At 38.9% G+C, this 12,370-nt stretch carries 16 protein-coding genes; 13 read left to right on the top strand and 3 right to left on the bottom strand.

The features are described from left to right. The first annotated feature begins 30 nt into the window (after positions 1-30). The 11 genes from AC1Z3K_RS02715 (at position 31) to AC1Z3K_RS02665 (ending at position 5,531) form a co-directional block, all read left to right on the top strand. Positions 31-330: a hypothetical protein gene (locus AC1Z3K_RS02715; RefSeq protein ID WP_461731768.1), complete on the top strand. Its 300-nt coding sequence runs from the start codon at positions 31-33 to the stop codon at positions 328-330. Between the two features lie 18 nt (positions 331-348). Further along, positions 349-612, top strand: a complete 264-nt coding sequence (locus AC1Z3K_RS02710) for a hypothetical protein (protein ID WP_461731767.1) — start codon at positions 349-351, stop codon at positions 610-612. A gap of 31 nt (positions 613-643) precedes the next feature. Beyond that, entirely contained in the window at positions 644-895 is a 252-nt protein-coding gene (locus AC1Z3K_RS02705) for a hypothetical protein (RefSeq protein ID WP_461731766.1), read from the top strand. A 163-nt stretch (positions 896-1,058) separates the two neighbouring features. Beyond that, positions 1,059-1,382 carry a hypothetical protein gene (locus AC1Z3K_RS02700; protein ID WP_461731765.1) on the top strand — a complete coding sequence of 108 codons (324 nt, stop codon included), beginning with the start codon at positions 1,059-1,061 and terminating at the stop codon, positions 1,380-1,382. A 395-nt stretch (positions 1,383-1,777) separates the two neighbouring features. After that, positions 1,778-2,161, top strand: coding sequence for a hypothetical protein (locus tag AC1Z3K_RS02695; protein WP_461731764.1), 384 nt, complete (start codon positions 1,778-1,780; stop codon positions 2,159-2,161). Between the two features lie 309 nt (positions 2,162-2,470). Further along, positions 2,471-3,019, top strand: coding sequence for a hypothetical protein (locus tag AC1Z3K_RS02690; protein WP_461731763.1), 549 nt, complete (start codon positions 2,471-2,473; stop codon positions 3,017-3,019). After that, positions 3,003-3,245 carry a hypothetical protein gene (locus AC1Z3K_RS02685; RefSeq protein WP_461731762.1) on the top strand — a complete coding sequence of 81 codons (243 nt, stop codon included), beginning with the start codon at positions 3,003-3,005 and terminating at the stop codon, positions 3,243-3,245. The genes AC1Z3K_RS02690 and AC1Z3K_RS02685 overlap by 17 nt, the downstream gene beginning before the upstream one ends. Before the next feature lie 73 nt (positions 3,246-3,318). Further along, positions 3,319-3,666, top strand: a complete 348-nt coding sequence (locus AC1Z3K_RS02680) for a hypothetical protein (RefSeq protein WP_461731761.1) — start codon at positions 3,319-3,321, stop codon at positions 3,664-3,666. Positions 3,667-3,828: 162 nt separating this feature from the next. Beyond that, positions 3,829-4,149: a hypothetical protein gene (locus tag AC1Z3K_RS02675; protein ID WP_426082292.1), complete on the top strand. Its 321-nt coding sequence runs from the start codon at positions 3,829-3,831 to the stop codon at positions 4,147-4,149. A 176-nt stretch (positions 4,150-4,325) separates the two neighbouring features. Next, positions 4,326-4,817, top strand: coding sequence for a hypothetical protein (locus AC1Z3K_RS02670; RefSeq protein WP_461731760.1), 492 nt, complete (start codon positions 4,326-4,328; stop codon positions 4,815-4,817). A gap of 300 nt (positions 4,818-5,117) precedes the next feature. Beyond that, positions 5,118-5,531 (top strand): restriction endonuclease fold toxin, encoded by a 414-nt coding sequence (locus AC1Z3K_RS02665; RefSeq protein WP_461731759.1) that lies wholly within the window; start codon positions 5,118-5,120, stop codon positions 5,529-5,531. Between the two features lie 269 nt (positions 5,532-5,800). On the opposite strand, the gene AC1Z3K_RS02660 is transcribed toward AC1Z3K_RS02665, so the two are convergent. The 3 genes from AC1Z3K_RS02660 to AC1Z3K_RS02650 all read right to left on the bottom strand — a co-directional run bounded on the left by AC1Z3K_RS02660 (position 5,801) and on the right by AC1Z3K_RS02650 (position 8,835). Then, positions 5,801-6,901 (bottom strand): SIS domain-containing protein, encoded by a 1,101-nt coding sequence (locus AC1Z3K_RS02660; RefSeq protein WP_426082277.1) that lies wholly within the window; start codon positions 6,899-6,901, stop codon positions 5,801-5,803. Positions 6,902-6,967: 66 nt separating this feature from the next. After that, positions 6,968-7,774, bottom strand: a complete 807-nt coding sequence (locus tag AC1Z3K_RS02655) for an HAD family hydrolase (protein WP_426082275.1) — start codon at positions 7,772-7,774, stop codon at positions 6,968-6,970. Next, positions 7,774-8,835, bottom strand: coding sequence for a LacI family DNA-binding transcriptional regulator (locus AC1Z3K_RS02650; RefSeq protein ID WP_461731758.1), 1,062 nt, complete (start codon positions 8,833-8,835; stop codon positions 7,774-7,776). The genes AC1Z3K_RS02655 and AC1Z3K_RS02650 overlap by 1 nt, the downstream gene beginning before the upstream one ends. Positions 8,836-9,021: 186 nt before the next feature. Between AC1Z3K_RS02650 and AC1Z3K_RS02645 the strand changes: the two genes are divergently transcribed. Together AC1Z3K_RS02645 and AC1Z3K_RS02640 are read left to right on the top strand one after the other, a co-directional pair. Next, positions 9,022-9,990: an ROK family protein gene (locus AC1Z3K_RS02645; protein ID WP_461731757.1), complete on the top strand. Its 969-nt coding sequence runs from the start codon at positions 9,022-9,024 to the stop codon at positions 9,988-9,990. Beyond that, on the top strand, positions 9,983-12,370 hold the full coding sequence (locus AC1Z3K_RS02640; protein WP_461731756.1) for a glycoside hydrolase family 9 protein: 2,388 nt from the start codon (positions 9,983-9,985) through the stop codon (positions 12,368-12,370). The genes AC1Z3K_RS02645 and AC1Z3K_RS02640 overlap by 8 nt, the downstream gene beginning before the upstream one ends.

Genomic DNA, 12,370 nt, shown 5'->3' with positions numbered 1-12,370 from the left:
TTCTTCTATGCTGTTTACAGAAGTGAATGCTTGAAAGCAGCGATGAATACTGGTTTGGCGCAAATCAAAAGCGGCAGTGCCTACAATGCGGAATACGGTGTTTTTGATATGTCCCGTATGAATATGGATTGGGCGACAACGATTGCGGAAAAGGCAGCCGACTGGCGCAAGCGCAAACTAAAAGAAGAAGGCATGGACCTTGACGAGAAGCTGAAAACCAGAAGATATGTTCAGGTTGATTTATATGGAATGAAAAGCTGGATGTGGCTGGAAAATCCGCCGTATATTTCAGCGGATGATTATAAGGTAAACGAAGCCTATAGGGAATGAGCGGAAAAAGAATTTGATTTGTATGGGCGTGAAATTAAGCGGGGCAACGATATAGATCAAATGAGCCGCCTAGCCATCGAGCTGCGTGAAGGGGTGGATTACGACACCGGACGTCCTCTAACTGATGTAGAAAAAGCCCAGCGCTGGTCCATCGTATTGAGCAGTATTGCTCAAGTGAGTATCGCAGCGTATTATGCCGGACATCCGTTGACTGTGGATGATGTGGTGTTGAAGGATAAGGGAACTAGTGGGGCTGTTCATGAAACTGGTGGAATCAGGTAGAATATGGATACCTTGGGAGGAATAAGAAGATATGGCAATTTATATGTTAATGGTTAAGGATTTTGAAGATGAAAAAAGAGTTGTATATAGTATTGGTCCTAATGAAAATACATTAGGAAAAATTGAATATAATAAAATTGAAAAGAAAACATTTCTTTTGCAAAAAGTTGATGATGAAAAAATTCCGGATAAAATGTATGTACAATGGGCAACTCAAAGAATAGGACAGATACTTTATCGAGAAGACGGGAAATTTCCAGATAGAACTTCTGTAGAAAGATAAATGTAGAAATAAAGAGGTATTTTATCACGAGACGGGTAATCAATTGATAAAGTCTTGACTATTAGTGTAAATAAAGGTATTAGTAATTTAAAAACTAATACCTTTATTTACATAGAAAGAAAAGCCATTTTAGGATATTAAAAACTTGAAAGGAAGATACTTTATGGAACCGTGGTATAAAATTGATAAGAAACTAAAAAGTGGTGAACACTCTACTGAAGATTTATTTAATTATTTATCACATGATAATGATGGTGTACTGTATAATACCCTTTCGGTAATTGCAGAAAACAAAATTCAAGATACATTGCTTATTGAAAAAATAACAAAAATAGCAACTGGAAAAGATATAGCTTTAACTAAGGGATTGCCTGGAGTAACTATCAAGTTTGTTGCGATAGCAACACTAAGAGAATTAGGAACTACAGAGTATTTTGATTTGTTGAATGATGAAGAAAAGAACATAGTGCTAGGTGCTTTTTCATAATAAAGATTTTAATGAGCTTTTAGCTTTGAAAACGATGAAAGTTTATCGAAACTATTTTAGAACAATTGGTATTTGATTAGTTGTCAAACACAAGCTAGTTTATGATGAAAAATTTAGGTCTCGCTTACCAGTTTAATAGATTCTGAGGGTGAAATAGGAAAGGTATATATTGAACTTCGTCATCTGTATAAATATTTTATAAGCAAAGTTGTTTCTACCAGTTGAGGTAAGTGCGCTTTGTCTATTTTAACTGTTAGTAGATAAGGGAGTTAATTTGATTTTGCTCAGTTGGATAAAAGGCTCTACGGGAAGAGTCAAGCTAGTTGATGATACGTATATACGTACACATGATGACAAAGCAACTATCATACTAAGAGATAAGTGAGATGAGATGAATGAAAAAACTAACAATAGAACAGTCTTTTAAATACTACCTTTCTTCTTTAAATAGATTAGGTATGAAAATAATTAATTTAGAAGATAAAGAAATGAAACATCAAATATTTGAAGAATTAGCGATTGATTATCCAGCTTCTTTTAGTCAATATACACGGGAAGTATTAGAAGAAAATGATATAATTGATAGAAATATTTCTCTTCTAAGTAAACAGCTACAAACAAAGCTTTTAGAACTCGAAAGAGGAGAAGTTTTATGGAATGTAAAAGCAGTAAAAACAGCATCAGAGTGGAAAGAAGTTTTGCAATTGTCTGATGAAATCAAGAAATTGATACATCAAAAATGGACAAACGAAGAGTTAGATTTTTTATTAGGTAAATAATTCTTTTTACTATTAGATGTCCTTAAGTTATCAATGGATAACAAAAATGTTAGCTGTATTTATTTTACAAAAGTGTAGTGTTTTTCTATTAATAGAATTAGTATTTAACAAATTTCTAATGTTATTGAGGAGGTATTAGCGAATCAAAAGCTAATACCTTTTGTTATGTAAAACGGTATTTATATTGCTCGCCTAATAAACTCAGTGCTGGTCACTAGAATCAGAAGCGATTGACCTTTCATGCTATTTACAGAAGTGAATGCTCTAAAGGCAGCCGACTAGCGCAAGCGCAAACTAAAAGAAGAAGGCATGAACCTTGACGAGAAGTTGAAAACCAGAAGATATGTTCAGGTGGATTTATATGGAATGAAAAGCTGGATGTGGCTGGAAAATCCGCCGTATATTTCAGCGGATGATTATAAGGTAAACGAAGCTTATAGGGAATGGGCGGAAAAAGAATTTGATTTGTATGGGCGTGAAATTAAGCGGGGCAACGATATAGATCAAATGAGCCGCCTAGCCATCGAGCTGCGTGAAGGGGTGGATTACGACACCGGACGTCCTCTAACTGATGTAGAAAAAGCCCAGCGCTGGTCCATCGTATTGAGCAGTATTGCTCAAGTAAGTATCGCAGCGTATTATGCAGGACATCCGTTGACTGCGGATGATGTGGTGTTGAAGGATAAGGGAACTGTTAACACTAAAACAGATTTTGGTGCAGAAAATCCAGTATCTGGGAACGATTGGAATAATTATTTTAAAGAACAGTATGGAATTGATAATGTTAGATGGAAAAATCCAGTTACTATTGATGAAATTTTTGATACACCAAGCTTTTTACTTGGAAAAAAATCCTAAGGATATTGTCGATTTATTAAAAAATCAGGGGTGGACAGTTACTCCGCTAAAAGATGGAAGATATGCCGGAATCTCTTTTGATGAAGGGGGAGGATATAGTATGAATCCGCCAGTTGGAACTAGTGGAAGTTCACGCTATTTTCAATATCATCCGGGGAAAGGTCATCATGGTGAGTTTCCATATTATAAGGTTTCTGCTCCAAATGAACCAGTTGTAAGAATTTAATCTAATGGCAGATATGAACTGGATTTCAAAAAATTAGGAGTTAAGACTTACCATATTGAAAGGTGATAAAATTATGAGGTATGATATAGAGGAATTATCGAAGATATATGAACTTTTTATCAATGGAATGAAATTTTTTTCCAGTGATTTTAATAAGCAGAGCCAAAATTTAAAACATGCAGTTCTTTCTGATGAATTAGCCTCCGATTTTTTGCACACGGATTTTGTGAGAGCAGAAATATTATGTGAAAATGAATGGATAACAGAAACGCAAATGGATTTAATGAAAAAAATTAAATCCATATTAGAGCAGATGAGTTTAGAGAAAAATTTATGGAGTGATGCTGCTGTGAAAAATTCTATAGAGTGGAAAAAATGTCGAGAAATAGGAAAAGAATTACTTGAATCATTGGGTTATTAAGTTGTTACTTAAGTTATGTAGAATTAGCTACTTGTTGATATGCTGTTTTTTATAGTTTATAGTTGTATCCAAGCACTGTCTTTTGGCAGTGCTTTAGCCTTTTTAAAATATAGATAAGAAAAAATCCAGAGTTGGTCCATCGTATTGAGCAGTATTGCTCAGGTGAGTATCGCAGCGTATTATGCAGGACATCCATTGACTGTGGACGATGTGGTGTTGAAGGATAAGAAAACTGGTGATCAGGTAATAAAAGAGAATATATCATATGAGAAAGTCAGTGGGACAGTGGACGATTCTCCATATGATTATCCAAAAGATATAGACGGAAATCCTATTCCTCTTAATAAGCATGGTGAGGTGGGAAATGAAATACCTTTACCAGATCCTCTAGCAGAAGGTCGTCCTCACACTATTTTGGGCGGGAAAGCTAGTTCTAAAACTGGTGAAGTATACAGACAGCTGAATTTAATGGATCATGGCTAAAAGTGGATGGGTATGATGTACCCTTAAGTGAAGTGCATTGGGGAAATCATGGACAACCCCAAGATCATCCTGATGTTCATCAACATGTTTTTACTTACGATTGGGTTAAAAAACGTTGGATACGTGGAGGAGTGGAAACATTCCATTTTCCAAAATAAAAAAAGAGGTGGTGTGTTATGGAATATTCGGTGGATTTATTTATCAAAGAGGAATATATTATTGCTTTGGGATTAACTGAAATACTTGTTCATTGGGGGAATGAATGGTTTTCACAAGATCCACAGCAATTTTCATTTGATGAAGAATTAATTTTCAAGAAAAAAGAGGATATAAATTTTTTTAAAAAATCATATGCCCTATTTATGAACAATGCTGAGATAACTGATAACTATATTGGATTTAGATTATTAGGTGAGCATGAGCTAATTAAAGACTTGGAATGGGCTGTTAATAAAGAAAAGTCGGAATTAGTTGACAATAAACTGCTTAATTTTTTTAGAAAAGTTTATGCATTACCTGACTTCATCGTCTTTTTTTTAAAAAATGGAGATGAAATTGATAAACATATCAGTGTTGATAATGAAAAAGAAATGGTAAATGCAATTTGTGATAGGTTGGATTGGAAAACTACTTTAGGAGGTGTTTTAATAACTAAAAGTGTTAAATAAAAAAATTTGATTACAAGGTTGACAATGAAGTAATTATAATTTTACTAAATATGTATTAATGAACTAATTAAGCTGATAAGAAATGATAAAAAGATATTTATACGTATTGTACAGAGATTTAGAGTTTCTCTATTGAAGTAATCAGTTTTTGATAAAATTTTAGTATAATGAAAAGGTATTAGTGAATCAAAAGCTAATACCTTTTGATATGTAAAAAATTAGCCAGAAAATTATATGAAATCTTTGTAAAAGAAAGAAACAGTATCCTCAGGAAGAAATGAGAGATATGCCGGACATCCGTTGACTGTAGATGATGTGGTGTTAAAGGATAAAAAAGCTAGCGGGGTTGAAAAAGGGATTGAACTATCTGATTATGTAAGAGAACTAATGGAGGCTGAGAAATACTGCGAAGCTTTGGATTTCCACTATGAGGATTTGATAAGAAGGCAGACAGGTGGAAGTAGCCAAATTCTTCAAGGGAGAGAAATTGATGCTGTGACAGATAATTTATTAATACAGGCTAAGAGATCATGTACTGCTCTAGAGAAGCCAAAAAACTTTTTAAGCAAAAGCACTCGAAAACAAATTAAAGAAACAGCTAGAATAGCTAGTGAAACTGGCAGACAAGGAGAATACTGGTTTAAGTATGGTTGTCACCCAGAGGTTCGAAAGTATATTGAATCAAAAGGATTGAATGTGATGAACAGGATTTAGAAGAAATCAAGAAAAAACTGATTGAGAGTCAAGAAAATATTGAAAAGTATCCTGTAGATTTTGAACAAGTAACAAATTTCTAATGTTATTGAGGAGGTATTAGCGAATCAAAAACTAATACCTTTTAATACATAAAAATTATCCTGCGGATGGCTTAGCTTTTCTTTGCTTGGAGCACAAAAACGCCTTTACAACAGCTGATCCTTGACGAACGATTGTAAAGGTATTTTTGCTTTGAACGGAGTTTATTCTATTTTTATAGATTGGACTTATACATAATCCTGAACGGTTGTCTTGCTTTTTACTGCTTGTGAGAAGTCAGTAAAGATGCGCTGAGTAATATCGATTCCTTTTTCTCTGGAAATATACCAGCAGAACACTTGAAAAGGAATAATCGCCAGATAAGGAGCCTTGCGTTCATCTTTGCAGTTTCCTAGGGCTAAAGTATGTTTGTCTGCTGCAGCCTCAGAGCGTAATGAAATTGTAAAGACATGAGAAGTATGTTTTTGCTCGTAGGCTTTTAAAAGTCCTGCTTTTTCAATAATTTCAGGCCTTGCCGGCGTATCAAGGAAAAATAAGCGGTGCTCCGGATTGATTTCTAGATAAGGTCCATGCATAAAGGCTTCAAGTTCAACCCCTTGAGAAGGAACCCGAATGGTTTCTGAAAATTTTGTCTCCATTTCCTTTGCTGTACCGACAGCAGGACCATAGGCAATAGAGGTAAAGCGCGGTGCTTGTTGAAAGTCCTGACGGTGCTGCTCAAAGAAAGCTGTCGCACGCTCAATTGACTGATTAAAGCGGCTGGTCAATTCAAGGAACTCATCCAATTCAGCAAGCTCTTGTTCTTCGGAAATTAAGCCTTTCTTAACACCGATTCTAAGACCTAAAAGCATCAGTGCCAGTACAGTTGCCGAAAAGCCCAAGGTCACATAGCCTACTCGTTCACGACCAGATAGAATATCTAAGGTAGTCGTAGTAACTTTTGTGATTTCACTGTCTGGAATACTGGTAACTGCCATTGTATGAACGGAATGATGGGCGGTTACCTTAGCCATAGCTTCAATGGTTGAAGTGCTTTGTCCGCTCTGGGAAATACCTAAAACGACCTGCAGCTCAGGATCAATTTTTTCATAATGAGTAAAGTTGTAGGGCTCTTCAATCGCCAGCTTCACCCCGGCAACAGCCTCGATATAATACTTGGCGCTTTTGGCTGCATTGATACTGGAACCAGTTCCCAGAACCAGCCAGTTATCAGCAGTTAAGCTCAGACCTTGGATCGCCTGATCAATATTTTTAGGATAGCTTTTAATTGCGTTTGTCAGCTTGTCCTGTTCTTCTAAAATATAAGAAAGCATTGTGGGTTTTGTCATGTTCATGGACTCCTTTGTACTAGGGACTGTCTGAAATGGTCATTTCTCAATCATTTTAGGCAAGTCCTAATTAAAATAGTTGATTAGGAAGTTGGCAATGCCATCTTCTGTATTTGTACCAGTTACATATTTCGCCTGGCTTTTTAGCTGATCAACAGCATTTCCCATCGCCACACTGACGCCGGAGGCCTGCAGCATTTCCAAATCGTTCAGACCATCGCCAAAGCTGATAATCCGTTTTTGAGGAACCGCTAGGCTTTTTTGAATTTGTTGGATGGCGGTGGCCTTATTTACTCCTTTGGGAATCAGCTCGATATTGTTTGGATGGGAGGAGGAAACAGAAAGTAAATTACTTTTTAAGAGTATTTCCCGAATAGCATCGAGTTCTGATTCCCGTTCGTCAGCGATGACAATGCCGTTAACGATCCGTGTGCTGACAGACATTAAAGTGTCTAGAGAATCAACGAACAGAAAATCCTCTTCTCCATTAGCTATGCGGGACTGATCATTTCTCTGCAAGTATTCCGGCAGCTGTTCTGTGTAAAAAACGGTATGTTCTCCAAAGAAAAACATCGGCAGCTGACAAGCAGTTACTGTTTCATAAACTAGCGCCAGTGCTTCTTTTGATAGCTGCTTTTTATGCAGTGTTTCATTTACTGAGTAAATACTGCCGTTTGATGCTACAACCTGAGTTTGCAGGGTTAGCCGCTGAGCGACTTGGAGCGCCGAAGAATATTTGCGCCCAGTGGCAACATAAAACTGATGACCTTCGGTTTGCAGCTCAGTAATGACGGTTCTGGTTTTCTGAGAGATATTTTGTTCCCGGTCAACTAGTGTGCCATCGATATCCATAAAGATTAAGTGTTTTTCCATTACGTTGTTCTACCCTTTCTAATGCCGCAGGATTCGCGAATAATCAAATCTGGCGAATGCAGCTCAATAGAACCAAGCGGCTCCTCATTGATTAGCTTCAGCAGTCGTTTAACGGCTAGCTGTCCTAATATTTGGTTATGTTGATTGATTGTTGTGATGCGGGGAATCTGATACTCTCCATCTGGAAAGCTGTCGCAGCTGGCAATGGCGATATCATCTGGACAGGAAAGTCCGTGATCTGCCAATGCCCGAAAAGCACCCACAGCCACTCGATCATTGATAGCTAGAACCGCATCAGGCATTTCTTTTTGTTGGATGATTTCTGTCATGGTTTGATACCCATCCTCAGTATAGAAATCGCTTAAGTAAAGCAGAGAGGAATCAAAAGTGCTGTATAGTGAAAGTGCCTTTTCGAATGCCTGAACCCTCTGAGTGGTAATTTTAACGCCAGGTTCTCCGCCAATAAAACCAATCCTTCGATAGCCGAGTGCTAATAAATGCTGCATGGCTAAAAAAACACCTTTTTCTAAATCACGTTCAAGAAAGGAGCAGGAACAGTCTTTTTGCTTTTGACCGACAATCAGCACAGGCACCTGTTGATTCAAGTGCTCCAAAGCCAGTAGATATTCCGGATTGGGTTCATCTAAGTCGATTTCGCCTCCGAGAATCAGAACCCCGTCTACTTTCTTTTCAAGAATGGTGTTGAAGGTATCCCGCTCAGTAAAGCTGCTGTCTGCCTTTTTTTGGTGTCCTGCAGTCATTGTATTGAAAAGCAGCAGGGAATAGTTTTGGTCCTGACTGGCAAGTTCAATTTCTGAAACAAGAGAAGTGAAGTACGGGTTAGTAATATCTGAAACAACGACTGCCAATGTTCGTGTTTTATTTGAAACCATGCCTCGGGCGAGCATACTGGGTTGAAAGCCTTCTTCCTTGATGATTGCCTGAACCTTAGCTCTTTTAGCAGGAGAAACAGATGGATGATTATTTAAAACACGGGAAACTGTTGAAACAGAAACACCGCTTTTTTTTGCTATTTCTTTAATCGTTATATTCTTTTTCATGTGAAAGGTCCTCCTCACTTCTTAGTGTATGTTAGGTATGAAAAAAAATCAAGAATTTTTGGTAACGTTTCTAAAATGTTTTAAAAAGTATTGACAGACGCATTTTAGTGAGGTTATTATAAGCGTGTAAGCGAAATCAATATATAATTATTTGGTAACGTTATCAGATTGCTGAGGTGAGTAAAAATGATGCAGACTGTTTTGGCTGTTGATTTAGGAGGAACAAAGATATTGGTAGGGGAGGTCACCGAAAATGGTGAGATTCTGTCCAGTGAAAAATATCCTTCGAATGTAGAAAACCAGCGGGTTGCTGTAGATAAAATAAAAGAGGCCATAAAAGACTATTTACATAACCACGTTCTTCACGGAAAGCTTGTGGGTATTGGGATTTGTGTAGTTGGTCGTGTTGATACTGAACAGGGCGAATGGCTGGAAATCCACCCTGGTCTTTCAGAAAAGATTTTTGTTGCTGATGAGATAAGCGGGCTGTTCCATTTGCCGTGCTGGGTAACGAACGATGTCTCTGGCGCAGCCATGGCTGAAAATGTGCTTGGAGTGGGAAAAAAAGTTAAAAATTTTGTCTACATCAATATTGGTACAGGAATTGCCGGACGGATTATTACAAACGGCAGGTTAATCACAGGAGGACACTTCAATGCCGGTGAGGTTGGTCACATGGTTGTTGATATGAACAGTGAAGAGCAGTGTGCCTGCGGACGGACTGGCTGTGTAGAGCTGTTTGCTTCAGGTTTAGGCATGCATAATCAGACGATGAAGCTGGCAGCTGATTATCCTGAGAGTTCGCTGATTTCAGCGAAGGAGGAGAACAAGCGAATCTCATTTCAAGCGTTAATTCAAGCATATGAGGCAGAAGATTTGCTGGCACAGAAGGTAATTAATCAAGCGTTGCAGGCAGCGGCATCATTGACGATGAATCTGGTTCGCGTCAGCGATCCTGAAGCGGTTGTATTCGGCGGTGGTGTGATGAACAGCGGGTGGTTTTTGAATCATTTGGTAACGTTTCTAAATGAGAAAACAATCCGTTTTGTTACAAAAGGTTTTTCTGTAACAGCCCTTGATCCTAATGCCGTGGCTTTGAAAGGAGCAGCAGCATTGGTTTTTATAAAACAGAAAGGAGAAAGAAAGGATGCATAATTTAGAAAAAGAACTGAGAGCTTCCGGCTATATCCATCGGCCGCTTCCTTTGGAGAGAACCTGGTCCTTTGAAAAACAGCAGCTGGACAAAGAGGTCATTCTGGCACAGCGGGCATTAGTTAATGATTACCGCAGTTGGCAGCATCGAGGGCGAGGTGAGATTGAAACCGCTTCCGACTCAGTTTCTTTGTTTAGCAGTACGCGCTATGATTCTTGGGCGGAAGGAGCGCCTGAGGATGGCGACTATGTGAACTTTGGTGAAGTCGAAGCTTATCTTCCTATTACCAGAGAAGATTGGACGGATTTTACCCAAATAAAACTGGATATTTCAGCTGCTTGTGTGAATGTCGTCAATCCCTATGTAACGATTACGCTGGAAAATGACGGTGAAATTAAGATTCCAGATATCTACAATCGGGAAGGAACCCACGTTATCAATTTAGAAGGCCAGTCGGTTAGTACCTATGTGCTTGATATCAGCAATTTACCGAGGGAAGCGGTTATCGGTATTCGAATTTTTTCCGGAGCAAATGGTTCCTATATGAATCTTCCGGGGCAGCTAAGCTATACCATCAGCAATGTACGTTTGGAGAAAAATCAACATAGTACTTCTGCCAAGGGCTGGCAGGCTCCTAATAGGGAAATTGTATTTTCTCATATCGGCTATCATCCTCAATTTACGAAAACAGCTATTATTAATCGGGATGATTTTTCTGAAATGGGTTTTATATTAAACGATTCAAAAACCGGAGCTATCGTCTTCCAAGGGGACATCCAAACAGCTGAAACAGAAAATGGTCGATTTGGCTTGCTAGACTTTTCAGAGGTTCAAAATGAAGGTGAATACTATCTTCAAATTGGTGAGGTAAGGACTCAGCCGTTTCAAATTGGTCAGGTAGCTGCGCTGAAAGAAGCGTCTATCTGGAAATCCTTAAACTTTATTTTCTGTGAGCGCTGCGGCTGTCCTATACATGGTATTCATGGAACTTGTCATGAGGATTTGACAGTGGAGTATAAAGGAGCGTTAGTCAATTTCAGCGGCGGCTGGCATGATGCTGGCGATTTGTCACAGCAATTGGTCCAGACTGCGGAAGTAACGGCAAGTCTTTTCGAAGCCGCAGAAGCAGTGCAGGAAAATGAATCCTTGTATCTGCGGCTGCTGGAGGAAGGCGAGTGGGGCATTGATTTTATCCTGAAAACACGTTTAGACAGTGGGGATCGGATTACCAGTGCAGGAATTACTCGTTGGACAGACAATCGCATTGGCACGATGGATGATGCTCTACCTCGAATTCACAATAGCCCCTATGATAATTTCCTGATTACAGGATTACTGGCAAAAATAATTAAAACACTGCCGGTAGAATATGTATTGAGGGAAAAGCTGCTTCAGGTGGTGAAGGAAGATTATCTTCATGCACTGTCTGGATTTGAACAAACAGGCTTTAAGCATGAACCTGTCTTTTGGGAGCATACCTACAGCACGTCTAAAAGCGGATTTTTAGCAACGATGTCTTGGACTGCAGCGCTGATGTATCAGTTGACAGCGGACAGCAGTTATTACAAACAAATGACGGGCTGGTTTGAAGAGCTTCTGGAATGTCAGGAGCATGAGGGAATCCAGTTAGATGACGGCACTATTTTGAAAGGAATGTTTTATCGAGATGAACGTCATCAGGTTTTTCAGCATTTCAATCATCAGGCGAGAGAGCACCTCTATGCTCAGGCGTTTGAAGAGGTACTAGCTGTCGTAGGCAACCAACACTCTGCTGAATGGCGGGAGCGGGCAGAAGAGTATGCAGGATATTTAGCATATCTTGGTCAGTTTACTGATCCGTATCCAATGTATGCCAGCGGTGTCTATAAAGAGAACGAGTGGCAGGAAAAAGAAAGCTTTTACAAACAGCATTTACTTGTGGACGTAGAAGCAGAAGACAGCTATCAAAAGCAGCTGCAGCAGGGAATAAAAATTGGTGAAGGGTTATATGTAAAACGCTTTCCTGTCTGGTTCTCCTTCCGCGGCAACAATGGCATTCTGCTCTCAATGGGAAAAAGTGCAGCAGTGATGGGACGTCTTTTGGAAAAGCAGCAATTGGTAGATATGGGGCATCAGCAGCTTCAATGGATGGTAGGTAAGAATCCATTTGGGCAATCGATGATATATGGTGAAGGTTATAACTATCCACAGCAGTATTCTGTTTCTTCAGGAGAATTGACAGGAGAGATGCCGGTTGGGATGCAGACCTTTGGCGATGAGGACCAGCCGTACTGGCCCCAGTTTAACAATGCCACCTATAAGGAAGTCTGGGTTGGTATAGCGGGGAAATGGCTATCATTGACAGCAGAGTTAATCAAATTTGAAAATAGAAAAGGGGAATAA

The sequence above is a fragment of the Enterococcus sp. LJL128 genome, assembly GCF_056924295.1.
Note: the sequence above shows the minus strand (reverse complement) of the source record. Positions and strands in the feature narration are given on the sequence as shown.

Bases quoted from the DNA above. Each gene is read 5' to 3' on its own strand.
- AC1Z3K_RS02700 (WP_461731765.1), top strand. From the start codon at position 1,059: ATGGAACCGTGGTATAAAATTGATAAGAAACTAAAAAGTGGTGAACAC.
- AC1Z3K_RS02705 (WP_461731766.1), top strand. From the start codon at position 644: ATGGCAATTTATATGTTAATGGTTAAGGATTTTGAAGATGAAAAAAGA.
- AC1Z3K_RS02640 (WP_461731756.1), top strand. From the start codon at position 9,983: ATGCATAATTTAGAAAAAGAACTGAGAGCTTCCGGCTATATCCATCGG.
- AC1Z3K_RS02655 (WP_426082275.1), bottom strand. From the start codon at position 7,774: ATGGAAAAACACTTAATCTTTATGGATATCGATGGCACACTAGTTGAC.
- AC1Z3K_RS02680 (WP_461731761.1), top strand. From the start codon at position 3,319: ATGAGGTATGATATAGAGGAATTATCGAAGATATATGAACTTTTTATC.
- AC1Z3K_RS02670 (WP_461731760.1), top strand. From the start codon at position 4,326: ATGGAATATTCGGTGGATTTATTTATCAAAGAGGAATATATTATTGCT.
- AC1Z3K_RS02650 (WP_461731758.1), bottom strand. From the start codon at position 8,835: ATGAAAAAGAATATAACGATTAAAGAAATAGCAAAAAAAAGCGGTGTT.
- AC1Z3K_RS02660 (WP_426082277.1), bottom strand. From the start codon at position 6,901: ATGACAAAACCCACAATGCTTTCTTATATTTTAGAAGAACAGGACAAG.
- AC1Z3K_RS02690 (WP_461731763.1), top strand. From the start codon at position 2,471: ATGAACCTTGACGAGAAGTTGAAAACCAGAAGATATGTTCAGGTGGAT.
- AC1Z3K_RS02645 (WP_461731757.1), top strand. From the start codon at position 9,022: ATGATGCAGACTGTTTTGGCTGTTGATTTAGGAGGAACAAAGATATTG.
- AC1Z3K_RS02695 (WP_461731764.1), top strand. From the start codon at position 1,778: ATGAAAAAACTAACAATAGAACAGTCTTTTAAATACTACCTTTCTTCT.